This window comes from Nocardioides sp. F233 (genome assembly GCF_057813895.1).
The window spans coordinates 501674-526738 of the sequence record NZ_JBVASH010000002.1 but is presented as its reverse complement, the minus strand read 5'-3'; the positions used below and the strand labels follow the sequence as shown (position 1 = coordinate 526738).

Sequence of the window (25065 nt, the reverse complement as noted above, 5' to 3'; positions counted from 1 at the left end):
CGATTCGTTATCCCCCCGGGGGGATCTGCTACGGTCATCATCGTATCCCCCTGGGGGGATAAACACGAAAGGAGGCGCCACCGTGGCGCAGCACACCTGGCGGCCGGGGCCGCTCGGCCGGCTCGGGGTCTGGGTGACCGAGCACCGTCGTACCGTCGGCATCGCGTGGATCGCGCTCGTGATCGGGCTCGGGGTCTTCGCACCGGCGGTCGAGAAGAACCTGTCCGGCGCGGGCTGGCAGGCCGACGGCTCGGAGTCCGTGGCCGTGCGCGACCTCGCGCAGGAGCACTTCGGCGGCAACGCCAGCCACGCCATCCAGGTCGTCGTGCACAGCACCGACGGCCCGCTGGACAAGGGCGAGGGTGCACGGGTCCTCGCCGAGGTCACGCAGGCGCTCGAGGACGAGCCGCGGATCGCGGAGGTGGTCGCCCCGATGGCCGGGGCCAGCCTCTCCCCCGACGGCCGTACGGCGGTCGTCCTGGGCGGCGCCGGTGCCGACACCAACGAGATGGTGCGGGTCGCGACCGACCTCAAGGAGGAGCTCCAGCACCTGTCGACCGACACGGTCCAGGTCAACCCGACCGGGTCGTCGCTGCTCTGGTCGGACTTCAACGAGGCCAACCTCGAGGCGATGCTGACCTCGGAGATGGTCTCCTGGCCGGTGACGCTGGCGATCCTGGTGCTGGCGTTCGGCGCCCTCGTGGCCGCCGGACTCCCGCTGCTGCTGACGCTGGCCGGACTGGTGGCCTCGGCCGGCTCACTGGTGCTGATCAACGAGCTGGTGCCGGTCTCCATCTGGGCGATGAACTTCGCGATGATGTTCGCCCTCGCGCTCGGCATCGACTACGCGCTCTTCCTCGTCGTCCGCTATCGCGCGGCGCGGATGGGCCAGCACGGCTCCGTGCAGCAGGCGATCGCCGAAACCATGGACACGGCCGGCAAGGCCGTCCTGCTCTCGGGCGCGACCGTCCTCGTCTCCCTGTCGGCGGTCCTCCTGGTGCCGTCACCGTCGTTCCGCTCGATGGCCGGCGGGATCATGATCTCGGTCGTGTTCGTGCTCGCCGCGACGCTCACCCTGCTGCCGCTCGTGCTGTTCAAGCTCGACGACCGGATCAACCGGTTCGCGCTTCCCTGGGCCAAGGTCGGCGAGCACCGCTCCCCCGTCTTCGCCCGCTGGGGCGCTCACCTGTGGCGCCGTCCCGTCGCCTGGGGCGTCGGCGCGACGGTCGTCCTGCTGGCCCTCGCCGCGCCGATCGTCGGCCTGAAGACCGGGATGCCGTCGATCAAGGTGCTGCCCGAGGACGCCAGCGCGCGCGTGGGCTACGCGCAGGTCAAGGACGCGTTCGGTCCGGGCGCGCCGGGGATGCTGCAGGTCGTCGTCGACAGCGCCGACGCCGCTACGGCGGCCGCCGTGCTCACCGACGACGCCGGCATCCAGGCCGTCCTGCCGCCGATGCCCGCCGTCGACAGCAGCGACCTCACGATGATCCAGGCGATGCCGAGCGTCGACCCGTCCGACCCGGCCCTGCCGGCGACGATCGACCGGCTCCGCGCCGACCTGCCGTCGTCCGCCCTCGTGGGCGGCGCCGCGGTCGAGAACATCGACCTGACCGACCAGCTCCAGCGCTCCACGCCGATCGTGATCGGTGTCGTGCTGCTGCTCGGCTTCCTGCTCCTGCTCGTCGCCCTGCAGGCGCCGCTGATCTCACTGCTCGGCACCCTGGCCAGCCTGCTGTCGACGGCCGCGGCGTTCGGTGTCGCGCGGCTGTTGTTCCAGGACGGCCACGGCTCGGGCCTGCTCGGCTTCGAGCACCAGGGCTTCCTCGACGCCTGGGCGCCGGTGTTCTTCTTCGCGATGATCTTCGCGATCGCCATGGACTACACGGTGTTCCTGCTGGCCTCGGCGAAGGAGCACTGGGAGAAGTCCGGCGACCCGCGCGAGGCCATGGTCGGCGCGGTCGCCCACTCCGGGCGGGTGATCTTCGCCGCCGGCGGCGTGATGGTCGCGGTGTTCTTCACCTTCGCCCTGTCCGGCCCGCTGCCGCCCAAGGAGATGGGCGTGATCCTCGGTGTCGCCGTCCTGCTCGACGCCTTCCTGGTCCGCCTGGTCCTGCTCCCCGTGCTGCTCCGGCTCTCCGGCCGCGCCGCGTGGGCCACACCGGCCTGGCTGCGCCGCATCCTGCCCACCATCACGTTCGCCCACGACTGACCCGAACCGATCGAACCGAGAGGAACCACCATGACCGACTCACTCCACGGCAAGCCCGTCCTCGACGAGCTGTCCCCGCTGCACCGCCAGCTGCGCCGCGCGATCCCCGACGTCTACCAGGGCTTCGGCGCGCTCTCCAGGGCCGCCTTCGCCGACGGCGCGCTCGAGGCACGCACCAAGGAGCTGATCGCGCTGGCGATCGGCGTGGTCGAGGGCTGCGACGGCTGCATCGCCTCCCACGCCCAGGCCGCCGCCCGTGCCGGCGCCACCAAGCAGGAGGCCGCCGAGGCCATCGGCGTCACGTTCCTGATGCACGGCGGACCGGCCACGATCCACGGCGCTCGGGCGTACGACGCGTTCTGCTCGTTCGCCGACGCGCTCGAGCCCGCCGCAGCGGAGGCCTGAGCCGTGTGCCGTCCCGTGCGCTGCAAGACCTGCGGCAGGACGACCTGGGCCGGCTGCGGCCAGCACGTCGCGTCCGTCAGGGCAGGCGTGCCCGCCGACCAGTGGTGCGGGGGCCACGAGCGTCCCGAGAAGCCGAAGCGGTGGTGGCAGTGAACGTCGACCGGCTCGTCCTCGCCCTCGCCGGCACCCTGGTGCTGGTGGGCTCGGCCCTCGCCGCCCTGGTCTCGCCGTGGTGGCTGCTGCTCACCGCGTTCGTCGGCGCCAACCTGCTCCAGTCCAGCGTCACCGGGTTCTGCCCGGCCGCGGTCGTGCTGCGCCGGCTGGGCGTGCCGACCGGCTGCGCGTTCCGTGCGCTGGGTCAGGACGGCCAGCCGGTGTAGCCCTCCGCGAGGTACGTCGACCCGGCGGTCGAGGTGACCAGCGAGGTCAGCTCGCCGACCTGGCGACGTACGTCGAAGTCGCTCGCCCCGGGCAGGCGGTGCAGCATCGTGGTCATCCAGTACGAGAAGTGCTGGGCCTTCCAGACCCGCTGCAGCGCCCGCTCGGCGTACCGGTCGAGTGCCACCTCGTCCCCACGGAGGTGGAGCTCGAGCTCCTCGGCGAGCACGCGGACGTCGGCCAGCGCCAGGTTGAGGCCCTTGGCGCCGGTCGGCGGCACGGTGTGGGCGGCGTCGCCGGCGAGGACGAGGTTGCCGTGGCGCATCGGCTCCTGCACGAAGCTGCGGAACGGCAGCACCACCTTGGAGGTGATCGGGCCCTCCTTGAGGACGTAGCCGTTGGCACCGACCCGGGCCTGCAGCTCCTCCCAGATCCGCTCGTCGGACCAGGCGGCGACGTCCTCGGCGGGGTCGCACTGGAAGTACATCCGCTGCAGCGTCTCGGTGCGCTGGCTGATCAGCGCGAAGCCGCGCTCGGAGTGGCTGTAGATCAGCTCCTCGCTGCTGGGCGGCGCCTCGCAGAGGATGCCGAACCAGGCGAAGGGGTACTCGCGGAAGAACTGCCGCCGCAGCGACTCCGGGAACTCGTGGCGGCAGATGCTGCGCGACCCGTCGGAGCCGACGAGAATCCGGGCGGCGACCTCGTGGCGTACGCCGTCCGCGTCGGTGAACCTCATCAGCGGCCGGTCCCCGGTGATCTCGGCGACCGACACCTCGCTCACGCCGAACCGGACGTCGCCACCGTCGCGTTCCCGCGCGTCGGCGAGGTCGATGAAGACGTCGGTCTGCGGGTACAGCTGGACGCTCGCCCCCACCAACGACTCGAAGTCGATCCGGTGCCCGCCCCCGCCGAAGGCGAGGTCGATGCCGGCGTGCCGGTAGCCGTCGCGCAGCACCCGCTCGGAGACGCCGGACTCCACCAGCAGCCGGACGCTGTCCTGCTCCAGGATCCCGGCCCGGTGGGTGTTCTCGATCTCCTCGCGGCTGCGGATGTCGATCGCGACGGACTCGATCCCGGCCTTCTGGAGCAGGTGGGCGAGCATCAGGCCGGCGGGGCCGGCGCCGACGATGGCGACGTCGGTGGTGGTGCGGGTGGTGGCGGTCATCGGTCCAGCTCCTCGAGGACGCCCTTCGCGACGGCGAAGGCGTGGTTGGCGGCGGGGACGCCGCAGTAGATGCCGGACTGCAGGATCACCTCGGCGATCTCGTCGTCGCTGAGGCCGTTGGTGCGGGCGGCGCGCACGTGCATCGCGAACTCCTCCCAGTGCCCGAGAGCGATCATCGCCGTCAGTACGGCGACCGAGCGGCTGCGGCGGTCGAGGCCGGGGCGGGTCCAGACACTGCCCCACGCGTAGCGGGTGATCAGCTCCTGGAAGTCCTGCGTGAACGGGGTCTTCGCCGCCTCGGCCCGGTCGACGTGTGCGTCGCCGAGCACCTCGCGCCGGACCTTCATGCCCTCGTCGAACGGATCGTTCACGGCGTCTCCTCCAGGAAGTCGGTGATCAGGGCCGCCGTGGCGGCGGGGTCCTCGACGGTGGGCTGGTGGGCGACGCCCGGGATGACGACCTCGACCTGGTCGGGCGTGACGACGACGTCGTGCTCGCCGCCGGCCACGCGCAACCGCACCGGCGCGAACGACAGGCGATCGCGGACGTCGAAGGCCGCCAGCGCCTCGCACGCCAGGGCGTAGGACTCGTCGTCGACGGACTGCAGGGCGAGCAGCAGCGCACTGCCGGTCGCAGGGTCGCGGTCGAGGAAGCCGGGCGCGAACCAGCGGGCCGCGGAGCCCTCGACCATGGCGGCGGTGCCGGCCTTGCGCACGTACGCCGCCCGCTCGTGCCAGCCCTCCGCCGTACCGATCCTCGGTGCGGCAGCCAGCGTCACGACAGCGTCGAACGGCCCGGGCTCGACGGCGATGGCGAAGCCGACGGCACCGCCGAAGGAGACACCGGCGTAGGACACGGGTCGGCCCGCGGCGATGCCGGTCGCGCGGTCGCGTACGGCGGCCGCCAGCTCCTCCACGGTGAACGCCGTCGTCGCGGGCGCACCGGCGCCGTGCCCGGGGAGGTCCCAGCCGACGACCTGCCAGGTCGCCGGGAGCAGCGCGGCACACCGGGACCAGAGGTCGGCGACACCGGTGCCGAGGGACGGCCCGACGACGAGGACGCGCTCGGCGTCCGCATCACCGGAGAGCTGTGCGAAGGTCAGGTCAGCCACGGGTCTCCTCCCAGCGGGTGATCGCGATGTCGACGAGGCGGCCGGCCTCACCAGTCCCGCCCCGAGCGTCCAGGGCGCCGGTCGCGGTGGCCGCGTCGACGCGGGCCGCCATCGCGGAGGTGTCGACCTGCAGGCCGGCGACGAGCTCGGCGGCCTGGCTCGCCGCGGTGACGGCGAGCTCCAGGAGCCGCGCCAGGACAGGCCATTCGGCGTGCCAGGCGCCGTCCGGCCGCTCGTCAACGGCGCCGGCCGCGGACAGGTGGAGCTGAGCGGCCAGGCCCGGGGCCTGCTGCGCGGCGGCGTGCACGAGGACGGACAGCACGGGGTTCTGCTTGTGCGGCATCGTGGACGAGCCGCCGCGCCCGGCGACGGCGCCCTCGCGGACCTCGGCCACCTCGGGACGCCCGAGCAGCAGGACATCGGCCGCCACGACACCGAGAGCATCGGTGGCGGTGGTGAGTGCGTCGCCGATGCTGGTGACGGCACTGCGGCGGGTGTGCCAGGGCAGGTCGGGGTCGGTGAGACCGAGCGCCTCCGCCAACACCGAGGAGGCTGCATCGGCGCCGGGGCCGGCGAGGTGGCCCAGCAGCGCGCGGGTGCCGGCCGCACCGCCGTACTGGATCGGGAAGGTCAGCCCGTCGAGCCTGCCGACCGCGTCACCGACTCCCGCCAGCCACTGTGCCGCCCGCAGGCCGAAGGTGGTCGGGACCGCCCACTGGGTGAGGGTCCTGGCGACCGCGACGTCGTCACGGTGCGTGCGGGCAAGCGTCGCGAGCGCGTCGCCCGCGGTCACCAGGTCCGCGCGCACGCGGGCCAGGGCGTCGCGGGCGAGCAGCATCAGCGCGGTGTCGACGACGTCCTGACTGGTGAGGCCGCGGTGCACGGCCGCCGACCCGTCGCCGGCGGCGGCGCGGAGCAGCTCGACCAGCGGTACGACGGGGTTGCCGGCGGCCTCCGCGGCCACCGCCAGGGCAGGGAGGTCGACGTCGAGGCCGCCCGCCGCCTCGGCGACCTTCGTTGCCTCGGCGTCGGTGGCGATCCCGGCGGCGACGAGCGCCCGGGCCCAGGCCACCTCGACGCGCAGCAGGGCCGCCAGCACTGCCGTGTCGTCGGCGATCCCGGCCGCCCGGTGCGCGCCGGGGCGCAGCAGGCTCACGAGCGGTGCCGCGGGTAGCTGAGGAAGACCGTCTCCCGGTCCCCCTGCAGGTGGATGTCGAACCGGAGGCTGCCGTCGGCCTCGCGCACGACCTGGAGCGTCTGCGCATCCACCGCGGGGAGACCGGTGAGGAAGGCGTCGGACTCCCCCGGCAGGTACGCGCGGGTGAACAGCCGGTCGAGCAGGCCGCGGGCGAAGACGACGACCGAGAAGAACGCCGCTCCGCCGTCGACGCCGGCGGGCTCGACCGTCGTGAACGCATAGCGCCCGGACGCGTCGGTGGCCGACCGGCCCCAGCCGGTGAACCGGCCGTCGCGGCGCAGCGAGCCCTCGACCTGCGGGGTCCGGCCGGCCTCGTCGGCCTGCCGGATCTCGACGAGCGCGTCGGGGACGGGGGCCCCGCTGCCGTCGTACACCGTGCCGTGGAGGCGGACCGCGCCCACCGATGCCGGCGGGACGAGCATCCCGCCGCCGCCGTACGGGAGGGCGTCGTGGAAGAACGGGCCGATGGTCTGCCCGGGCGTGGGCGCGAGGGTCTCACTCATGGTCGTCACGCTCCAGGGGCGTCGCGTGGGTGCCGGTCAGCACGATGTCCCAGCGGTAACCGGTCGCCCACTCGTGGGTGGTCAGGTCGTGGTCGTAGGTCGCGACGAGGCGGTCGCGCGCGGCCTGGTCGGTGATCGACTGGTAGATCGGGTCGAGCGCGAACAGCGGGTCGCCCGGGAAGTACATCTGGGTGATCAGCCGCTGGGTGAACTCGGTGCCGAACAGCGAGAAGTGGATGTGCGCGGGACGCCAGGCGTTGAGGTGGTTGCGCCAGGGGTACGGGCCCGGCTTGATCGTGGTGAACCGGTAGGTGCCGTCGCCGTCGGTGAGGCAACGCCCGACGCCGGTGAAGTTGGGGTCGATCGGCGCCGGGTGCTGGTCGCGCTTGTGGATGTAGCGCCCACCCGCGTTGGCCTGCCAGATCTCGACCAGCTGGTGACGCACCGGCCGGCCGTCGCCGTCGAGGACGCGGCCGGTGAGCAGCATCCGCTCACCGATCGGCTCCCCACCGTGCTGGATGGTCAGGTCTGCCTCGACCGGGTCGATGTCGGAGTGCCCGAACACCGGTGCCACCAGCTCGATCCCCTCGGGGTCGGCGTGGCGCAGGTCCTTGGTGGGGTGGCGCAGGGCGGAGCTGCGGTACGGCGGGAAGTCGATCCGCGGCTGCACGGCACCCGGCGGGGTCGCGGCGTGCGCCTCGGTGATCTCGTCGGTGATCCGCGCTTGCGAGTCCATGGCCGGCGCGGCGGCCGGCGTGGCGGTGGTCGTGGTCACGGTCACACGCTAGGCGCCCTGGGTCGTGCTGCGCGATAGGCTTCTTCCACTGAGTGAAAGGTAGTTGATGGCTGGGAACACCTCCGTCCCGGGCGCGACCGTCGTGTCGCGCAGCCTCGCGCTGCTCTTCGCCTTCGACGAGACGCACCGCCGGATGACCCTGTCCGAGCTGGCCCGCCGCGCCGACCTCCCCCTGCCCACGGCCCACCGGCTGGTCGGCGAACTGGTCGCGGGCGGCGCACTCGTGCGCCGCGCCAACGGCGAGTACGTCGTCGCGCGCCGGCTGTGGCAGGTCGGCCTGCTCGCGCCCGTCGAGACCGGGCTCCGCGAGGTCGCCCGGCCGTTCATGAACGACCTCCACGCGACCACCCGCGCCACCGTGCACCTCGCCGTGCGCGAGGGCACCGAGGTGCTCTACCTCGAGCGCCTCTCCGGCCGCGCCTCCGTGCCGGTCGTCAGCACCGTCGGCTCCCGTCTGCCCCTGCACGCGACCGGTGTCGGCAAGGTGCTCCTCGCCCACGCGCCCGAGGACGTCGTGGCCGCTGCCCTCGCCCGACTGGCCCGCGTCACGCCGTACACGATCACCCAGCCGGCCCGGATGCGCGAGCAGCTCGACCAGGTCCGCCGCGACGGCTACGCCACCACGGTGGAGGAGATGACGCTCGGCGCCTGCTCGGTCGCCGTACCCGTGCTCGCGGGCGGGCAGGTCGTCGCCGCGCTCGGCGTCGTGGTCCCGTCACTCAAGCGCGACCGGGCCCGGCTGGTCGCGGCGCTCCAGGTCGCGGCACAAGGGATCGGGCGGTCGGTCGGCTGAACCGGAGGTCGAGGAGGTTGCGCAGCAACCGTCACGAGACCACTGAAACAACCTCGCCCACCAGGTCCCGGCATCGTGCCCGGTGGTCTCGTGACGCTCGCTGCGCGAGCTCCTCGACCTCCCGAGCACACCGGTTCCCGCTCCCATCCACAGATTCAGCAATGCCGGTTGCCGACCGCGACATCACGACCGAGAGTCTCGGCATGCCTTGGACCTACATCCTCGAGTGCGCCGACGGATCGTTCTACGTCGGCAGCACCTACGACCTCGAACGCCGCGTCGCCGAGCACGATCTCGGGCTCGGTGCGGCCTACACGCGCCGGCGCGGGAGACGACCCGTCCGGCTCGCATGGGCCGGTGAGTTCACCCGGATCGAGGAGGCATTCCTGTTCGAGAAGCAGGTCCAGCGCTGGGGGCGGGCGAAGCGCATCGCGCTGATCGAAGGGCGGCTGGGCGACCTGTCCGACCTCGGCAGCCGCGGGTACGCCGGCACCGCTGTGCGCGAGCGGGCACAGGTCGAGGGGCGCGCAGGGCACTGGACCTCGGGCGCGTCGGAGGTCGAGGAGGTTGCGAGAACCCCGGAGGTCGAGGAGGTTGCGAGAACCCCGGAGGTCGAGGAGGTTGCGAGAACCCCGGAGGTCGAGGAGGTTGCGCAGCAACCGTCACGAGACCACTGAAACAACCTCGCCCACCAGGTCCCGGCATCGTCCCCGGGGCGGTCTCGTGACGCTCGCTGCGCGAGCTCCTCGACCTCCGGCGTCGCTGCGCGAGCTCCTCGACCTCCGGCGTCGCTGCGCGAGCTCCTCGACCTCCGGCGTCGCTGCGCGAGCTCCTCGACCTCCGGCGTCGCTGCGCGAGCTCCTCGACCACCGGAGGTCAGACCTTGCGGTGGATCGACTTGAACGTCAGGTACGCCGAGAGCCCCTCCACGCCGTACTCGACCCCGAGCCCGGAGTCGTGCCGGCCACCGAACGGAGCGGCGTGGTTGGAGGCGAAGAAGTTGAGGCCGACCGAGCCGGTGTCCATCCGCTCGGCGACCTCCAGCGCACGTTCCGGGGACGAGGAGAAGACCAGGCCGCCGAGGCCGAAGGACGTGTCGTTGGCCAGGGCGATCGCCTCGTCGAGGGTCTCGTAGCGCAGCACCGAGATGACGGGTCCGAAGACCTCCTCGCGGGCAACCGTCATCGACGGCGTGACGTCGGCGAGGACCGTGGGCTGCACGAAGAAGCCGGGCCCGTCGACAGCACGACCGCCGGTGGTGACCCGCGCACCCTCCGCGGCCGCACCCTCCAGGAAGCCCACCACCACGTCCCGCTGGGAGCGCGTGGCGAGCGGGCCGAAGACGGTGTCCGGCTCGAACGGGTCGCCCTGCTTGCCCGCGGCGATGGTCGCGGTGACCATCTCGACGACCTCGTCGTAGCGCGAAGCCGGGGCGAGGACGCGGGTGGCGATGTAGCAGGTCTGGCCGGTGTTCCGCATCGACGACCGCACCAGCACGGCAGCCATGGCGTCGAGGTCGGCGTCCTCCAGCACGATCGCGGACGACTTGCCGCCGAGCTCGAGCGTCACGGGCTTGAGCAGCTCGCCGCAGGCGGCGCCGATCCGACGGCCGACCGGCGTGGAGCCGGTGAAGGCGACCTTGGCGGTGTCGGGGTGGCGGACCAGCGCTTCGCCGACCGCTCCCCCGCCGGTGACCAGGTTGACCACGCCCGCCGGTACGCCGGCCGCCGCAGCAGCCTCGACGACGAACCGGATCGACAGCGGCGTCGACTCGGCCGGCTTCATCACGACGGTGCAGCCCGCGAGCAGCGCGGGCGCCAGCTTGATCACCATCAGGTTGATCGGGAAGTTCCAGGGCGCGATCAGCACGCACGGCCCGACCGGCTCCCGGCGTACGACGGTCTCCGCGCCACCCGCCGGGAAGGGCCGCACGTCCTCGGCCTCCAGCCAGGAGGCGAGGGAGGCGACGTGGCGCAGGATCCCGGCCGCGTTGGCCGCGGCGCCGGAGGTCTCGGCGATCGGCGAGCCGTTCTCGCGGGTGTTGGTCCGGGCCAGCGGCTCGGACCGCTTCTCCAGCTCGTCGGCCATCCGGAGCAGGACCTCGGCCCGCTCGCTCGGCGACAGCCGGGGCCACGGTCCCGACCGGAACGCCTTGACAGCAGCGGCCATCGCAGCCCCGACGTCCTCAGCCGAAGCGTCGGGCACCGAGCCCCACGACTCACCGGTGGCGGGATCGACCACCGGCAGCCGGCCGGAGCCGAGCGCCGGACGCCACTCCCCGTCGACGTACAGATCAGAGACGTGGGTCCACGGCAGGTCGAGCGAGGGCCGGGTCACGGGGCCACCTCACGGATGACGTCGGTCTTCAACAGCCGGTTCGAGCGGGTGAGGTCGGCGTTGGCCATCGCGATGGCGGCCTCGGTCAGCAGCTCGGGGACGATCTCGCGGGCGAGGCGGTCGCAGTACGTCGCCGGGTCCAGTCCGAACCACCCCGACGCGAGGGCGATCCCGGCATGGTCGAAGCGCCACAGCCGGTCGGCGTCGCGGACCAGCGCGTCCTCCAGCGAGTACGCCTCCTTGCGGGTGTCGTGTCCGTCGACGATCGCGCAGACCGCGGCGACGAACTCCTCGGAGTAGCCCAGCGGCGGCAGCACCTCGCGGGCGATCAGGCAGCCCTGCCGCTCGTGCTCGTAGCGGATCTCCGCCTTGCGCCAGTCGCCCGAGAAGCCCTCGGAGATGATCCGGCTCTCGTCGACGCGGCCCCAGCCGGTGTCGTGCAGCAGGATCGCGACCCGCACCAGCTCCGCGTCGGCCTCGGGGTATGCGCGGCACAGCCGCTCGGCGTACGCCAGCGAGATCGGCAGGTGGATGTCGTTGCTGCGCGTCCGGGTCTCCGGTACGACGGACCGCCACACCGGGTCGAGGTCGATCCCGGCTGCGGGCGTGAGCGCGATCGGCGAGGTGTCGACCGGGCCGGACGGCGGGACGGGGGTCGGCGGCAGTGCGTGGGTCATGACGGGTTCCTCGAGATCGACTTGAGCTGGACCGCCGGGTCGGCGGCCTCGCCGGGCGGGATCGCCGCCCCGCTGGCGATGGCGGCCTTGACGGCCATGAAGTCCAGGGGTGCGTTGACGCAGTCGGCGGCGATGATCGCCCCGCCGCGGTAGTAGAGGACGGAGTGCTTGCCCTTCGCCTCGTCCCGCCGTACGACGGTCAGGTCGTGCCCGGCGGACAGGCCGGCGATCTGCAGCTTGAGGTCGGCCTGGTTCGACCAGAACCACGGGACACCGGCGTACTCCTCGGGTCGCCCGACGATCGCGTACGCCGCCACCTTGGCCTGTTCCACCGCGTTGTTGACGCTCTCGAACCGGATCCGGTCGCCCTCGGGCGCGCCCGGCACCGGGTTCGGCAGGTTGGCGACGTCGCCGACCGCGACGGTGACGCCGTCGGAGGCGAGCGCGTGCGCGTCGACCCGGATCCCGTTGTCGCAGGCCAGGCCGATCGACTCGGCCAGCTCGGTGTTCGGGATGACGCCGACGCCGATCAGCACCAGGTCGGCGGGGATCACCCGGCCGTCGGCGAGCTCGACGCCGGCGACCCGGTCGCCGGAGCCGACGATGCGTCGTACGTCGGCGTCGAGGACCACGTCGATGCCGTGCTGCCGGTGGTGGTCGAGCAGGTACGACGACGTCTCGGCCCCGACCGCGCGGCCGACCAGGCGCGGCCCGGCCTCCAGCAGGGTCACGGTACGGCCCATCTTGTTGAGGCTGGCCGCGGCCTCGATACCGATGAAGCCGCCGCCGATGACGACGACGTCCTTGACCATCGGCACCCGGGCCTTGAGCTCGAGCGCGTCGTCGGCGTTGCGCAGGTAGAGCACGCCGGGCAGGTCGACGCCCTCCAGCAGCAGCCGGCGGGCGCGGGCGCCGACGGTGAGCGCGAGCCGGTCGAAGGAGATCTCGGCACCGGACATGGAGTGCGCGACGCCGCTGCCGTCGTCCCGCTTGTCGATCCGGATGATCCGCTCGTTGCGGACGACGCGGATCCGGTGCTCGTCCCAGTACTCCTGGGTGCGGTAGATCAGCGACTCCTTGGTGATCGCGCCCTGCAGGAACTCCTTCGAGAGCGCGGGACGCTGGTAGGGACGGTGGTTCTCGTCGCCGAGGAGGGTGATGGGCGGCTCGTACCCGAGTGCGCGCAGGGACACCGCGAGCTGCACCCCCGCCTGGGAGGAGCCGATGATGAGCAGGCCGGCCGGATCGGACATGGCTCAGACCTGCGTCTCCGGTGTGGTCACGTGCAGGTCCATGCCTTCGGTGACCTTGATCTGGCAGCACAGTCGCGAGGTGTCCTGCCTGTCGACGGCGGCACCCCACAGCATCTCGTCCTCCATCTCCTCCATGGGCGGCAGTGCAGCGAAGTCGGCCTGGTCGACGAAGACGTGGCAGGTCGCGCAGGACAGCGAGCCGCCGCACTCGGCGACGATCCCGGCGACGCCGTTGCGCACGGCGGTCTCCATCACGGAGTCGCCGACATTGGCCTCGACGGCGCGAGCCGAACCGGTGGCGTCGGTGTAGGTGATCGTGGGCATGACTGCTCCCCTTCGGAAAGGACTCAGATGAACTGGCGGCCGCCGTCGACGACGACGGTCTGGCCGGTGACGAAGCCGGCGTCGGGGCCGGCGAGGAAGAGGGCGACGCCGACGATGTCGTCGGGCTGGCTGGCGCGACGCAGGGCCCCGCGGTCGACGCCGTACGACGCCGCGTCGTCCATCAGCCCGAGGCTGGCGTCGGTGAGGGTGAAGCCCGGTGCGATCGCGTTGACGTTGATCGAGCGGCGGCCCAGCTCCTTGGCCATCACCCGGGTCAGGGCGATGACGCCGCCCTTGGAGGCGACGTAGTGGAGCCAGTTCTCCGACCCGCTGTAGACCGTGGCCGAGGACAGGTTGACCACGCGCGCGCCCTCGGGCAGGTGCGGGCTGCACGCCCGCACCATCAGCCACGGACCCTTGAGGTTGACCCCCATCACGAGGTCCCACTCGGCGGGGTCGATGTCCTCGAGCGGGGATCGGGTGACGGTGCCGTAGATCGCGGCGTTGTTGACCAGGACGTCGATCCGGCCACCGCCGAACTCCGCGACGGCAACCGCGAGAGCGGCGGTCGACTCGGCGGACGTGACGTCGACCGGGCCGTGCCAGGCCTCGGCGCCCGCGTCGACCACGAGCTTCGCGGTCTCCGCGGCGCCGGCCTCGTCGATGTCGGCGACGGCGACCCGGTAGCCGCGGGCGGCGAAGCCGAGCGCGAACGCCCGGCCCAGCCCGCCCGCCGCGCCCGTCACGAGGACGGTGCGGCCGGCACCCTCGGCGTTCGTGGAGTCGGGCACGGCGTCAGTCCAGGATCTCGACGCGACCAGTGCCGCCGTCGACCCGGATCCGCTGGCCGGTCCGGATCGTCGTCGACGCGCTGCCGGTGCCGGTGACCGCCGGCAGCCCGTACTCGCGGCACACGATCGCGGCGTGGCTCATCATGCCGCCGATGTCGGTGACGGTCGCCTTGATCTTGCCGAAGATCGGACCCCACGACGGGGCGGTGATGGTGGCGACCAGGATCTCGTCCTGCTGCACCTCGCCCAACTGGTCGGCGCTGTGGATCACCCGGGCGATGCCCTCGACCACCCCGGGAGAGGCCGCCATGCCGGTGATCACACCGTCGTCGCCGTTCTCGTCGCCGGCCAGCCACTGCTGCACCTGCTCGGTGGTGATGCCGTAGAGCATCATCGTGAACGGCTCGGTGATCTCGGCCGGCGGCGTGTTCAGCGCGGGCTGCGGCCGCTGGGTGGCGAGCGCCTCGAAGATCCTGCGGCGCCGCTCGATCTCGGCCGGCCAGTAGTGCGGACCGGTCGCCTCGGAGCCCACCGCCCAACCGGTGACCAGGTCGAAGATCGCGTCGCGGACCTCGCCGCGGTTGAGGTAGAGCATGTCGGACTCATCGGCCCAGAACCCGGCTTGGGCGAAGACCCGGCCGAGCTCGCGGACCTTGCGCCAGAAGACACCCATGGTCCAGTGCTCGATGTAGAAGTTGTGGTTCTCGACGTACGGGTACGCCGTGGCGGCGAGCCCGCGCTTGGCGTCGAAGGTCGCGAGCGCCTCGCCGTCGAGCAGGTCACGGTACTCCGCGACGATCCGGTCCTTCTCCGTGGTCAGCTCCTCGACCGGGCGCATGATGTGCTGGCCCTCGTCGAGGCGGCGGACGTAGTCCTTGATGTAGCCGAGCGGGATCTCCTGGTGCTCGAGCCAGTACTTGTCGTGGCCGTAGAAGCCGTTGCCGACGGTGAAGTTGAACCACGGGTCCTGGGCCGTCTCGTACGCCGCCAGCCAGGCCGCGCCGCCGTCGTGCTCCCCGATCCTGGCGAGCGTGCCGGCCACGTCGTCTGTGTCGGCGAAGGCTGCCTGCAGGCCGCTCGCGACCGCGAGGGTGGCCAGCTTCTTCAGCTCGTCGTCGGGCCGGAACAGCTCCATGTCGACGCCCTGGACCATCTTGGCGATCGCCTGGTCCGGGATGCCGGGGAAGGCCTCCTTGCAGAAGCCGAAGAAGTCGAGGTACGCGAGGTAGCCGAGGTTGAGGAACTCGAAGTGGTACTGCCAGTTCTGGTAGCAGAGCTGGATCAGCCGGTCGTAGTTCTCCATCAGGACCTCGGAGCCGTCCTTGGCCACACCGGCGACGATGTCGTCGAACGGCACCATGTCGGGCAGCGGCTCGAAGCGCAGCGCCTCCATCTCGTCGATGGTGCCGCGGACCTTGACCCGCCAACCGTCGAGGAGCTCGTTCCAGTTCTGGAAGTAGTGGCCGGCGCGGCGCTCGAACTCGGGCACCCGCGCGGGGATCTGGTCCTCGGGGACCGGCACCGGCGACATGTAGAGGTAGCCGAGGTGGATCTTGAACTCGATGCCGTTGGCCGGAGGGATCAGCAGGTGGCGGGTGTTGTACTGCCCGAGGCACTTGACCGCGAACTCGCCACCGATCGTCTCGAACGGCTTGAAGACCGTCGGCCAGTGCTGGCTGTCGCAGAACCAGAACTTCTCGTCCTCGGCACCGCTGAGGTTCTGGAAGACCAGGTTGTACGGGTAGAGCTTCTCCCAGCCCTCGGCGCCCTCGGGGACGGGCAGCTGTGAGGGCTTCGGGAAGGACTTCATCGCGGGGGCGGTGCCGCCCGACGTGGTGGGCTCGGTGACGGTCATCAGTTGTTCCTTGGGGTGAGAGAGCTGGTCAGTCCGGACATGAAGCCGGTCATCCCGCCCGAGGCAGGGGTGGTGCTGGTGGGGGTCGAGGCAGGCTTCGCCGCGACCGAGTGGACGGTCTCGGGGCGCGCCTGGAGCAGCAGGAGGTTCTCCCCCGCCGGCAGGTCGCTGTCGAAGGCCCACTCGATGTCCTGCGGGCATCCGTAGTGCTTCTCGGCGCGCTTCGCGAGCTGCGCGACGGCGACGAACTCGTCGTGCTCGAGGCAGAGCCGGTCGCGCCGCTCGGCCTCGACCTCGCGCTCGACGAGCCGGCCGGTGGCGGCGTCGGGCACGAGCTCGGCGTGCTTGTCGCCGCAGTGCTCCGCGACCACGCTGAGCATCACCTTGTCGAGGAGCAGGTTGTCAGGGGTGACCTGGCCGGAGACGACCATCTCTCCCACGCCGTACGACGCGTCGATGGCGATCTTGGAGCGGTCACCCGTCGTCGGGTTGAGGGTGATCGCGACGCCGGCGACCCGGGCGTTGACCATCTTCTGCACGGCCACCGCCATCGACAGGCCCTCGTCGGGGATGTCGTTCTTCAGCCGGTACAGGACGGCGCGGCTGGTGTAGATCGAGGCCCAGCAGCGGCGGATGTGGTCGCGCACGTCGTCCCAGCCGCGCAGCCACAGGTAGGTGTCCTGCTGGCCGGCGAAGCTCGCGTCGGGCAGGTCCTCGGCGGTCGCCGACGAGCGGACCGCGACCGGCACGTCCACGCCGATCCGAGCGACCAGCTCGTCGTACGCGCCGTGGGTCGCCGCCCGGACCGCGTCGGGCACGGGGCTGGCGAGGAGCAGCTCGCGGATCTGCGCGGACACCTCGTCCACCCGGACGACGTCGTCGGGGTCGAGGCCCGCGAGCTGCTCATGGATCCGCTCGGCGATCCCGGACTCGTGGACGAAGGCGTCGTACGCAGCGGTGGTGACCGCGAAGCCCGGCGGGACCGGCATCCCGGCGGCGGTCATGGTGACGAGCGAGGCGCACTTGCCGCCGAGCAGGTCGTGCTCGGCCGGCTCCCCGGCGTCGAAGAACTGGACGTAGCGCTCGCTCATCGCGAAGCCTCCCAGGTGACGGGCACGGCGACCGGCGCCCGGAACGACAGGTTGTCGCCGAAGCGGATGGCGTCGGCGTCCACGAGGCGCAGGTCCGGGGCCACCCGGGCGATCTCCTCGAGGCAGACCTTGGTCTGCAGCTTGGCCAGCATGTTGCCCAGGCAGTAGTGGATGCCGAACCCGAAGGCGAGGTGCTCGCGGGCGTTGGCGCGGGTGACGTCGAAGGCGTCGGCGTCCTCGAAGCGGGTCTCGTCGCGGTTCGCCGAGCCCATCAGCAGGAGCAGCTCGCTGCCGGCAGGGATGGCGACGCCGCCGACGGTGGTGTCCTTGAGCGCCTTGCGCCGCCAGCCGACGATCGAGGGGCTGATCCGCAGCACCTCGTCGACGGCGCCCGCGATCAGGCTCGGGTCGTCGACGACCCGCTGCCACTGGTCGGGGTGGGCCAGCAGCATCCGCACGGCGTTGGAGATCAGCGTCGTCGTGGTCTCGTGGCCGGCGAACAGCAGGCTGTAGCAGATCGAGGCGATCTCGTGGTCGGTGATCGGGTCGCCCTCGGCCTGGGCGCGGACCAGGTCGCCGACCAGCGAGTCCCGCTCCTCGGCGTGCGCCTCGGCGACCAGCCGCTGGCACTCGGTCCAGTAGTCGACGAGGTTGTGCGCGTGCGGCACCTGCTCCTCGTCGGACAGGTCGCCCCAGGTCATCGCGGCCCGCGAGTCCGACCACTTCTTGAACAGGTCGACCTGGCTGGTGTCGGCGCCGATCAGGGTGAGGATGGTGACCGTCGGGACGTCGTACGCGAGGTCGCGGACGATGTCACCGACGCGGTCGGGGTGCTCGCGCATCGCCGTCAGCAGGGCGACGACGTGGGCGCGGATCGCCGGCTCGAGGGCCTTGTAGCGCCGCGGGGTGAACGCCTTCGCGGTGACCTTGCGGATCCGGGTGTGCTCGGGGGGAACCCGCGCCGAAAGGCCGGAGTACGCCGTGAAGCCGCCCTCCTCCATGATCCGGCGGGCCTCGGGGCCGCGCTCGCGGACCGGCGCCTGGGCGTTCTCGCTGCTGAACGTCTCCCAGTCCTCGAAGACCGCCTTGACGTCCTCGTAGCGGCTCACGACCCAGTAGCCGACCCGCTCGTCGTACATCACCGGCTCCTCGGCCCGCAGCGCGGCGTACGACGGGAACGGGTCGTCCATCGCGAACGGCTGGTAGCCGTGGTGGGCCACCGGGCAACCGGTGCCGGGGTCGTGCGTGGTGGTCATCTCGCACCCTTCTGGGACTGCTGGTCCGGGCTGCCGAGTGGCGCCGGTCACTGGGTCAACCTTGGCCCCCGGGTCGGCGGCTCACAATGGCAGCCTTCCGTTGGACGGAAGTCGGTGTGGGCGCGAACACAACGACTCCCGGCCGTGGTCCGGCCGGGAGTCGTTGGCAGTGCGGATGGAGCGGTGCGGTGCTCAGGCCTCCATGGTGTCGGCGAGCGCGACGGCGTCGTCGCTGCCGAGCAGGAAGGCATAGGAGAAGCCGGCGATCAGGCCACCGCTGGCCGGCGCCAGGATGAACAGCCACAGCTGGCCGATCGCGTCACCGCCGGCGAACAGGCCGACGCCGATGGAGCGCGCCGGGTTCACCGAGGTGTTGGTGACCGGGATGCTGATCAGGTGGATGAGCGTCAGCGACAGGCCGATGGCCAGCGGCGCGAAGCCCTTGGGCGCCCGGGAGTCGGTGGCGCCGAGGATGACCCACAGGAAGATCGCGGTCAGCAGCACCTCGATCACCAGGCAGGCGACCAGGCTGTAGCCCAGGGGTGACCGGTCGTCGTACCCGTTGGAGGCGAAGCCGCTCTTGACCGCGTCGAAGCCGTCGGTGCCGCTGGCGACGACGAGGAGCACCGCGCCCGCGACGATGCCCGCCACGACCTGGGTGCCGATGTAGACCGGGGTGTCCTTCCAGGCGATGCGGCCCCCTGCCGCTGCGCCCAGCGTGACCGCGGGGTTGAAGTGGCCGCCCGAGATGTGGCCGACCGCGTAGGCCATCACCACGACGGTGAGACCGAAGGCGGCGGCGACTCCCGCGAAGCCGACCTGCTTGCCCGCGAGGACTGCCGTTCCGCAGCCGCCGAAGACGAGGACGAACGTGCCGAGGAACTCCGCGGCGACGACCTTGCGTACATCAGGTTGAGTGGACATCGTGCCTCCTGGGGAAGAGGGCTCCTCAAGAATGGAACCTGGAGGCAGTATCACGCCTGCAGGGATGTGAGCCGGGTCACCGCGCCGTACGGTCGGTCGGGGCCCAGCGAGCCGCCGAGGGCGCGATCCGGGCCGCGATCCCCCGCAGCGTCGGCAGGTGGCGGGGCATCTGGTCGGCCTGGGCCGAGTGCATGACCAGGCCGATCGACGCGGGCGCGCGGCCGTCCGGGGTGAGCACGGGGACGGCGACCGAGCAGCTCCCGACGCGGACCTCCTCGTAGGTCGTGGCGAACCCGCGCTCACGGATCGCCGCCAGCTCCTCGAGCAGGCGCTGGGGGTGGACGTGGGTGCGGGCGGTGACGGGATCGAGCCGCTCGCCGACGTACGCCTCCTGCAGCCAGCGGTCCTCGTAGGCCAGCAGCACCTTGCCGACCGCCGTCGCGTGCAGCGGGAGCCGACCGCCGACGCGGCTCGCGCGCGGGACCCGCTTGGAGCCGTAGATCCGGTCGATGTAGAGCGCCTCGTGGCCCTCGCGGATGGCGAGGTGGGCGGTCTCCTGGGTCAGCGAGAAGAGGTCTTGCAGGTAGGGGCGCGCGGCGTCGCGGAGCTGGCGGCCGGCGTGCTGGGCGACCTCCCACAGCCGCAGCCCGACCACGTACCGGCCCTCGGGGGTGCGCTCCAGCGCGCCCCACGCGACCAGCTCGGCAGCGAGCCGGTGTGCCGTCGGCAGCGGTACGTCGGCGGCGGCCGCGAGCTCGCTGAGCGACTGTGCGCTCGGGCCGTGCTCGAACGCGGCGAGCAGGGCCAGCACCTTCGAGGTGACGGTTCGTCCCCCACCGCTCTCGTCCGTCGCCACGGGCCGAGGCTACGCCAGCGCGATCCGCTGCGGAGTGGAGTCGATCGAGGCGACAGCGGCGAGTCCGAGGGCGAGGGTCCGGCCCGCGTCGGTGAGCAGGTGGTCGTGCACGCGGCTCGCGATCAGCCGGTGCGCCTCGTCGCGGGTCAGGCCGAACCAGTTCATCACCGTGTCGACGCCGTGGGGCGTGAGCCGCCAGAGCTTGTCGGCGTCCTTCATCAGCGCGTCGTCGAGGGAGATCGCCTCGCGACGGCTGTCGTGACCATCGACGATCTCGATGATCCGCTCGGTCCGCTCCGGGTCCCAGCCGACCTCGCCGAGCACCTCCCGCGCGATCCGGGCGCCCTCCTTCTCGTGCCGCAGCACCAGGTCGGGTCGTCCCCCGCCGGGCGCGATCGCCTCGAGGATCTCGGGCTCGGGCACCTGCGACCAGCCGGTGTCGTGGAGCAGGATCGCCGGCAGCACCACGTCGGGATCCGCCTCAGGGGTGAGGTCGAGAAGCGCGCGGCCCAGGCCGTAGGCGTAGATCGTGTGGCCGTCGTTGTCGCGCACCTGCAGGTACGGCACGGCGCGCTGCCAGATGACGCCGTGTGCCGCCGGCAGTGCGTAGACGCCGCGCAGCCCGTCGGCCGCCGGCAGGTGGGCGGTGACGTCGCGGCCGAGGTCGTTGCGGGTGGGCGTGAGTTGCGGCAGCACCTCCGCAGCCAACCTGCTGTCTCCGGGTGGCGGCAAGGTGTGGCTTCCGGTGGCCGGAAGCGGGCTCAGGCCGCGTCGTGCGCCTGCAGGTACGCCGTCAGCGGCCCCGGCAGCTGCGCCTGCCGGTCGCCCCAGTCGTAGACCACCGCGGTCCGCGCGACCAGGTCGTGCAGCGCGCGGTGGTCGCGCCGCAGCACGATCAGCAGCGCCCCGAGACCGAAGAGGGACGTGCTCAGCGGGAACGCGACCACCCGGACCACCGCGGCTGCGGGGCGCACGGGGCGACCGTCGCGCGAGACGACCTTGAGCCCGACGATCGCCTTGCCGACGGTGCGGCCGGCGACCGCGGTGCTGACGGCGACGTAGAGCGCCGCCCAGGCGAGCAGCACCACCGACGCGACCGCGCCAGTGCCGTCCTCGAGCGAGGCGTCGAAGATCGCGTTCAGCAGGAAGCCCGTGATGCCCACCCCGATCGAGTACGACGCCAGCACGACGCCGGTGTCGATGGCGACCGCCGCGGCGCGACTGACCGGGCCGGCGTACTGCCCGGTGACGCTCGCGCGGCTCATCGGTCCCCCACCGCGCCTCCGACCAGCAGGGACGGGCCGAGCGGCGCGGGCCCACGGCGGCGCAGGATCCGGTCGACGATGCCGGAGACCACGGTGTCGAGGCCGGCGACCTGGCTGCGCGCGACGTCGAGGGTGCGCCCGGCCAGGTTGCCCGTCGTCTCGGCCACGATGTCGGGGATCCCGGCGCGCTGCACGAGCGCCTCGACGTCCGCGCGGGCGAGCAGCCGGTCGACGTCGACCCGGTCCAGCAGCCGGTTGACGTCGACCCGCTCGAGCAGGTGGTTGACGTCGATCTGGTCGAGCACCGCGTCGATGTCGACGTGCTCGAGGATCTCCTCGACCGGCACCGCGTCGACGACCTTGCCGGTCACCGCGCCGGCGACACGGCTGAACAAGCTCTGGTCTGGCGCTGTCATGGACCGAGGATTCCATAGGCTGCGCCCATGAATCTGCTGGTTCCGACGTCGACGCTCGGGTGGATCGTGTTCGGTCTCGACATGGTGCTGCGCCTCGTCGCGCTCGGCGTCATCCCCGGCAACCGCAAGCCGTCGACCGGCATGGCCTGGCTGCTGCTCATCCTCATCGAGCCGATCATCGGGTTCTCGATCTTCCTGCTCTTCGGCCGGATCCGGCTCGGCAACCGCCGGATCACCCGCCAGCGCACGGCGATCGCGACCATCCGGGAGCGCAGCGCTCAGCTGCCGCTGTCGTTCGACGCGACCCGGCTGCCGCCCGCGATGGCCGGCGTGGCGATGCTCAACCAGAACCTCGGCGCGCTGCCGCTCACCGGCGGCAACGAGGTCGAGCTGTGGCCGGACTACCGGGGCCTGATGACCGAGATGGCCCGTGAGATCGACCGGGCGCGCAGCCACGTGCACGTGCAGTTCTACATCACCGCGTGGGACGACGTGACCGACCCGGTCTTCCAGGCGATGATCCGCGCGACCGACCGCGGCGTCGACGTACGCCTGCTCTTCGACCACATCGGCTCACGCCGGATCCCGGGCTACAAGACGATGGTCAAGCGGCTGCGCGGCACGAAGATCGCGTGGCACCCGATGCTGCCGATCAAGCCGCTGCAGGGCCGGTTCCGCCGCCCCGACCTGCGCAACCACCGCAAGATCCTCGTCGTCGACGGCAGCGTCGGCTTCACCGGATCGCTCAACCTCACCGAGCCCGGCTACAACAAGCCCGCCAATCACGAGCTCGGACGCGAGTGGGTCGAGCTGATGGTGCGGCTCGAGGGACCGGTCGTCGGCGCGCTCAACGCGGTCTTCGCCTCGGACTGGTACGTCGAGACCGGCCAGGTCGTCGACCTGGTCGCCGTCCACGGCGAGCAGGACCGCCGTCCCGAAGAGGTCTTCGACGTCCCGTGCCAGGTCGTGCCGAGCGGACCGGGCATCGTCGCGGAGAACAACCTGCGCATGTTCACGACGCTGCTGTACGCCGCCACGGAGCGGATCTCGCTGACCTCGCCGTACTTCGTGCCCGACGAGTCGCTGCTGTACGCCGTCACGACCGCCGCCGAGCGCGGCATCGACGTCGAGCTGTTCGTCAGCGAGGTCTCCGACCAGTTCCTCGTGGGGCACGCGCAGGCGTCGTACTACAAGGCGCTGCTCGAGGCGGGCGTGCGGATCTACCAGTACCCGGCGCCGTACATCCTCCACTCGAAGCACTTCACCATCGACGACCAGGTCGCCGTGGTCGGCTCGAGCAACATGGACATGCGCTCGTTCGCGCTCAACTACGAGGTGTCGCTGATGATGCCGGACCCCGCCGTGGTGGCGAAGATGCGCCGCGTCGAGGACACCTACCGCGCGCTGTCGAAGGAGCTCACGCTCGATGCGTGGGAGGAGCGCTCGCCCGGCGCGAAGTACGTCGACAACGTGGCCCGGCTGACCGCCGCCTTGCAGTAGGGGACCGTTGGTCCCGGAGTCCTGACCCGATCGGGCCACCCGCCGAACGCGACCGACCTGACCTTCCTCGGAACCGTTGCCCTTCCCCGCCCGACGGCCGATCCTCGACATGAGGGTCTCGGTCATCAATTTTGGGGAGGGACCATGAGCGCACTCGAGGCGACCTACGTCGAGCCGGACGTCCGGACCGCGGAGCCCGGTCCACGCCTGTCTCCCGAGCTCGAGGAGACCATCCTCGAGATCGCCGCGTCCGAGCGGGCCCTGGACGACCTGCTGCTGCGGGCCTCGCGGCTGCACGAGAGCCACCTGCAGCACGACCCGCGCGCCTGCCTGGTCTGTTTCTCCGAGCGCTGACGCGTCTGGCCCGGCCATCTCCGGGCACCGTCTGTCCATGTACATCGGACTCGGCATCGTCCTGCTCGTCGCCGGCCTCGTGCTGGCGCTCGACGTCATCACCGTCGACATCACGTACGTCAACGACGACGCACTCGGCACGATCCTGATCATCGCGGGTGTGCTCGCGATCGTCCTCTCCCTGGTCGTCGCGCCGCCATGGCGCCGCGACCGGACGGTCCACCACTACGACGACCGGGTCTGAGGCTCGCCGGGGCGTCGGCTCACGTCCGCCGTGCGAAACGGACGTCGCCGTTCGCCAGCCGCTCGGTGCGGTAGGCACGGTCGTGGATGCGGTGATGGTGATGACTGCACAGGCTGATGGCGTTCGCCAGGTCGGTGGGCCCGCCCGCGGACCACGGCTCGAGGTGGTGCGCCTCGGTCCACGCAGCCGGGATCGTGCATCCCTCGGCGCGGCACCGCTGGTCACGCAGCCGCAGCGCCCGGCGCTGCGCCTTAGAGAACAGCCGCATCCGTCGTCCGAGGTCCAGCACTTCGCCCTTCCCGCCCAACACCGCCGGGATGATCTGCGCCTGGCAGGCGAGTCGCCGCGCCTCCTCAGCCGAGATGACCTCCTCGCCGTCGCCCGCGATCAGCCCTGCGGCCGCGAGATCGCTGCAGAGCTGGGCGACTCCGATCGTCACGATCACGGTCGTGGCGTCGCCGCCGTGCTCCGGCAGGCTGTTCGGGTCGAGCAGCTCCAGCAGCGCCGCGAACGCGTGGGCGTAGGCGCGGTGTTGCGGCGCCCACTCGCTCGGAGCGGTGTTGTTCTCCCGCTGCCGGGGCGAGGTGAACGCCTGCAGGTAGCGCTTGAGCCGCTCCGCGACCGACGTCGGCAACACCCCCGCGATCCGGGTCCGCCCGTCCCCGAGGTCACGGAACCGCAAGGACGCCTTCTCGTACGCCCGCCGCTCCTCGTCCTCCAGCCGACGCCCCTCCTCGGCCTCGGCGACCTCGGGCGCCACGACCTCCAGGATCCGTCGCCCCAACCGCTTCAGCTCCCGCGGCGGATGCGCGGCGGCGTACCCCACCAACGTCTGCTCCGCCTCGACCGCCAACTCGGGCCCGAGGTCGGCCGGCAGCTCCTCGACCGCCTCGACGATGACCCGCGCCTGCGCCGCCGAGACCACCCCAGCCCGCATCCCCGCCGCCACCATCGGCCGCAGCTCCAATGCGTTCGCGAGGTGCAGATCCGCCCGCGAAGCGCGGGGATCGGCCTGCGTGGCCTGGGCAAGCCACGCCGCCACGTCGCGCGCTCCGTGCTCGTCCGCGACGTCGTCGGAGGCGGCGAGCACCCGTGCCTTCAGCTCCGCGAGCTGGGCCTCGGCCCGCGCGAGATCGACCAGCGCCTGCTCCTTCTCGGCAACCGACATGAACACCGGCTGGACGTCGGTGACGTCCGCCAACACCTCGCGCACGCGCGCAGCACAGGCCACCATCGGGTGGGGCGGCGCGAGGACGGCGATGGACATCGGAACTCCGGAGGGCAGGCGCGACGGATCAGGTCTCGCCCTCCAGGAGGAGCCTCTGCGGCTCAGCGGTCGTGACGCACCCGGCAGGTGCGCGCCC

29 protein-coding genes are annotated in these 25065 nt (G+C 71.8%); 9 read left to right on the top strand and 20 right to left on the bottom strand.

What is annotated here, in order from left to right; translation table 11 throughout:
* The first annotated feature begins 82 nt into the window (after positions 1-82).
* Genes ACZYRU_RS08915 through ACZYRU_RS08900 form a run of 4 tightly spaced genes read left to right on the top strand, consistent with a single transcriptional unit; the run spans position 83 to position 2994 of the window.
* Positions 83-2209: an MMPL family transporter gene (locus ACZYRU_RS08915; RefSeq protein WP_488956731.1), complete on the top strand. Its 2127-nt coding sequence runs from the start codon at positions 83-85 to the stop codon at positions 2207-2209.
* A gap of 30 nt (positions 2210-2239) precedes the next feature.
* Positions 2240-2614: a carboxymuconolactone decarboxylase family protein gene (locus ACZYRU_RS08910; RefSeq protein ID WP_488956730.1), complete on the top strand. Its 375-nt coding sequence runs from the start codon at positions 2240-2242 to the stop codon at positions 2612-2614.
* 3 nt (positions 2615-2617) lie between these two features.
* Positions 2618-2767 carry a hypothetical protein gene (locus ACZYRU_RS08905; RefSeq protein WP_488956729.1) on the top strand — a complete coding sequence of 50 codons (150 nt, stop codon included), beginning with the start codon at positions 2618-2620 and terminating at the stop codon, positions 2765-2767.
* The gene (locus ACZYRU_RS08900; protein ID WP_488956728.1) at positions 2755-2994 is read left to right on the top strand and encodes a YgaP family membrane protein; all 240 of its coding nucleotides are present in this window, start codon (positions 2755-2757) and stop codon (positions 2992-2994) included. The genes ACZYRU_RS08905 and ACZYRU_RS08900 overlap by 13 nt, the downstream gene beginning before the upstream one ends.
* On the opposite strand, the gene ACZYRU_RS08895 is transcribed toward ACZYRU_RS08900, so the two are convergent.
* From ACZYRU_RS08895 to pcaH, 6 genes are read right to left on the bottom strand one after another with little or no spacing between them, the layout of a single operon-like run.
* The gene (locus ACZYRU_RS08895; protein WP_488956727.1) at positions 2973-4157 is read right to left on the bottom strand and encodes a 4-hydroxybenzoate 3-monooxygenase; all 1185 of its coding nucleotides are present in this window, start codon (positions 4155-4157) and stop codon (positions 2973-2975) included. The genes ACZYRU_RS08900 and ACZYRU_RS08895 overlap by 22 nt on opposite strands.
* The gene (gene pcaC / locus ACZYRU_RS08890; RefSeq protein ID WP_488956726.1) at positions 4154-4528 is read right to left on the bottom strand and encodes a 4-carboxymuconolactone decarboxylase; all 375 of its coding nucleotides are present in this window, start codon (positions 4526-4528) and stop codon (positions 4154-4156) included. The genes ACZYRU_RS08895 and pcaC overlap by 4 nt, the downstream gene beginning before the upstream one ends.
* The gene (locus ACZYRU_RS08885) at positions 4525-5268 is read right to left on the bottom strand and encodes an alpha/beta fold hydrolase (protein ID WP_488956725.1); all 744 of its coding nucleotides are present in this window, start codon (positions 5266-5268) and stop codon (positions 4525-4527) included. Before ACZYRU_RS08885 ends, pcaC begins: the two co-directional genes overlap by 4 nt.
* Complete coding sequence (locus ACZYRU_RS08880) at positions 5261-6424, bottom strand: lyase family protein (protein WP_488956724.1); 1164 nt, start codon at positions 6422-6424, stop codon at positions 5261-5263. Before ACZYRU_RS08880 ends, ACZYRU_RS08885 begins: the two co-directional genes overlap by 8 nt.
* Positions 6421-6969, bottom strand: coding sequence for a protocatechuate 3,4-dioxygenase subunit alpha (gene pcaG, locus ACZYRU_RS08875; RefSeq protein WP_488956723.1), 549 nt, complete (start codon positions 6967-6969; stop codon positions 6421-6423). The genes ACZYRU_RS08880 and pcaG overlap by 4 nt, the downstream gene beginning before the upstream one ends.
* Complete coding sequence (pcaH, locus tag ACZYRU_RS08870) at positions 6962-7744, bottom strand: protocatechuate 3,4-dioxygenase subunit beta (RefSeq protein ID WP_488956722.1); 783 nt, start codon at positions 7742-7744, stop codon at positions 6962-6964. Before pcaH ends, pcaG begins: the two co-directional genes overlap by 8 nt.
* 67 nt (positions 7745-7811) lie before the next feature.
* Here pcaH and ACZYRU_RS08865 point away from each other — a divergent pair, with 67 nt between their 5' ends.
* Positions 7812-8558 (top strand): IclR family transcriptional regulator, encoded by a 747-nt coding sequence (locus ACZYRU_RS08865; RefSeq protein WP_488956721.1) that lies wholly within the window; start codon positions 7812-7814, stop codon positions 8556-8558.
* Between the two features lie 203 nt (positions 8559-8761).
* Complete coding sequence (locus ACZYRU_RS08860; RefSeq protein WP_488956720.1) at positions 8762-9235, top strand: GIY-YIG nuclease family protein; 474 nt, start codon at positions 8762-8764, stop codon at positions 9233-9235.
* Positions 9236-9434: 199 nt separating this feature from the next.
* Here the strand turns inward: ACZYRU_RS08860 and ACZYRU_RS08855 are convergent, their stop codons facing one another.
* The 13 genes from ACZYRU_RS08855 to ACZYRU_RS08795 all read right to left on the bottom strand — a co-directional run bounded on the left by ACZYRU_RS08855 (position 9435) and on the right by ACZYRU_RS08795 (position 21603).
* Entirely contained in the window at positions 9435-10895 is a 1461-nt protein-coding gene (locus tag ACZYRU_RS08855; RefSeq protein ID WP_488956719.1) for an aldehyde dehydrogenase family protein, read from the bottom strand.
* Positions 10892-11572: an HD domain-containing protein gene (locus ACZYRU_RS08850; protein ID WP_488956718.1), complete on the bottom strand. Its 681-nt coding sequence runs from the start codon at positions 11570-11572 to the stop codon at positions 10892-10894. The genes ACZYRU_RS08855 and ACZYRU_RS08850 overlap by 4 nt, the downstream gene beginning before the upstream one ends.
* A complete protein-coding gene (locus tag ACZYRU_RS08845; protein ID WP_488956717.1) occupies positions 11569-12825 on the bottom strand; it encodes an NAD(P)/FAD-dependent oxidoreductase in 1257 nt (418 codons plus the stop codon). Before ACZYRU_RS08845 ends, ACZYRU_RS08850 begins: the two co-directional genes overlap by 4 nt.
* Before the next feature lie 3 nt (positions 12826-12828).
* Positions 12829-13149, bottom strand: a complete 321-nt coding sequence (locus tag ACZYRU_RS08840) for a 2Fe-2S iron-sulfur cluster-binding protein (protein WP_488956716.1) — start codon at positions 13147-13149, stop codon at positions 12829-12831.
* A 23-nt stretch (positions 13150-13172) separates the two neighbouring features.
* Positions 13173-13940 (bottom strand): SDR family NAD(P)-dependent oxidoreductase, encoded by a 768-nt coding sequence (locus tag ACZYRU_RS08835; RefSeq protein WP_488956715.1) that lies wholly within the window; start codon positions 13938-13940, stop codon positions 13173-13175.
* A gap of 4 nt (positions 13941-13944) precedes the next feature.
* Positions 13945-15795 carry a PEP-utilizing enzyme gene (locus tag ACZYRU_RS08830; RefSeq protein WP_488956714.1) on the bottom strand — a complete coding sequence of 617 codons (1851 nt, stop codon included), beginning with the start codon at positions 15793-15795 and terminating at the stop codon, positions 13945-13947.
* The gene (locus ACZYRU_RS08825) at positions 15795-16886 is read right to left on the bottom strand and encodes a PEP/pyruvate-binding domain-containing protein (protein WP_488956713.1); all 1092 of its coding nucleotides are present in this window, start codon (positions 16884-16886) and stop codon (positions 15795-15797) included. Before ACZYRU_RS08825 ends, ACZYRU_RS08830 begins: the two co-directional genes overlap by 1 nt.
* Positions 16883-18142, bottom strand: a complete 1260-nt coding sequence (locus ACZYRU_RS08820) for a cytochrome P450 (RefSeq protein WP_488956712.1) — start codon at positions 18140-18142, stop codon at positions 16883-16885. The genes ACZYRU_RS08825 and ACZYRU_RS08820 overlap by 4 nt, the downstream gene beginning before the upstream one ends.
* A gap of 192 nt (positions 18143-18334) precedes the next feature.
* Entirely contained in the window at positions 18335-19066 is a 732-nt protein-coding gene (aqpZ, locus tag ACZYRU_RS08815) for an aquaporin Z (protein WP_488956711.1), read from the bottom strand.
* A gap of 76 nt (positions 19067-19142) precedes the next feature.
* A complete protein-coding gene (locus ACZYRU_RS08810) occupies positions 19143-19922 on the bottom strand; it encodes an IclR family transcriptional regulator (protein ID WP_488956710.1) in 780 nt (259 codons plus the stop codon).
* Between the two features lie 9 nt (positions 19923-19931).
* A complete protein-coding gene (locus ACZYRU_RS08805) occupies positions 19932-20618 on the bottom strand; it encodes an HD domain-containing protein (RefSeq protein WP_488956709.1) in 687 nt (228 codons plus the stop codon).
* A 65-nt stretch (positions 20619-20683) separates the two neighbouring features.
* Entirely contained in the window at positions 20684-21187 is a 504-nt protein-coding gene (locus ACZYRU_RS08800) for an RDD family protein (RefSeq protein ID WP_488956708.1), read from the bottom strand.
* On the bottom strand, positions 21184-21603 hold the full coding sequence (locus ACZYRU_RS08795; RefSeq protein WP_488956707.1) for a hypothetical protein: 420 nt from the start codon (positions 21601-21603) through the stop codon (positions 21184-21186). Before ACZYRU_RS08795 ends, ACZYRU_RS08800 begins: the two co-directional genes overlap by 4 nt.
* Positions 21604-21630: 27 nt before the next feature.
* Here ACZYRU_RS08795 and cls point away from each other — a divergent pair, with 27 nt between their 5' ends.
* From cls to ACZYRU_RS08780, 3 genes are all read left to right on the top strand, one after another.
* Positions 21631-23103, top strand: a complete 1473-nt coding sequence (gene cls, locus ACZYRU_RS08790) for a cardiolipin synthase (RefSeq protein WP_488956706.1) — start codon at positions 21631-21633, stop codon at positions 23101-23103.
* Between the two features lie 144 nt (positions 23104-23247).
* The gene (locus ACZYRU_RS08785; RefSeq protein ID WP_488956705.1) at positions 23248-23457 is read left to right on the top strand and encodes a hypothetical protein; all 210 of its coding nucleotides are present in this window, start codon (positions 23248-23250) and stop codon (positions 23455-23457) included.
* Between the two features lie 37 nt (positions 23458-23494).
* Entirely contained in the window at positions 23495-23701 is a 207-nt protein-coding gene (locus ACZYRU_RS08780; RefSeq protein ID WP_488956704.1) for a DUF6458 family protein, read from the top strand.
* A 19-nt stretch (positions 23702-23720) separates the two neighbouring features.
* Here ACZYRU_RS08780 and ACZYRU_RS08775 read toward each other — a convergent pair whose 3' ends face one another.
* Positions 23721-24968, bottom strand: coding sequence for an HNH endonuclease signature motif containing protein (locus tag ACZYRU_RS08775; protein ID WP_488956703.1), 1248 nt, complete (start codon positions 24966-24968; stop codon positions 23721-23723).
* Between the last annotated feature and the right edge of the window lie 97 nt (positions 24969-25065).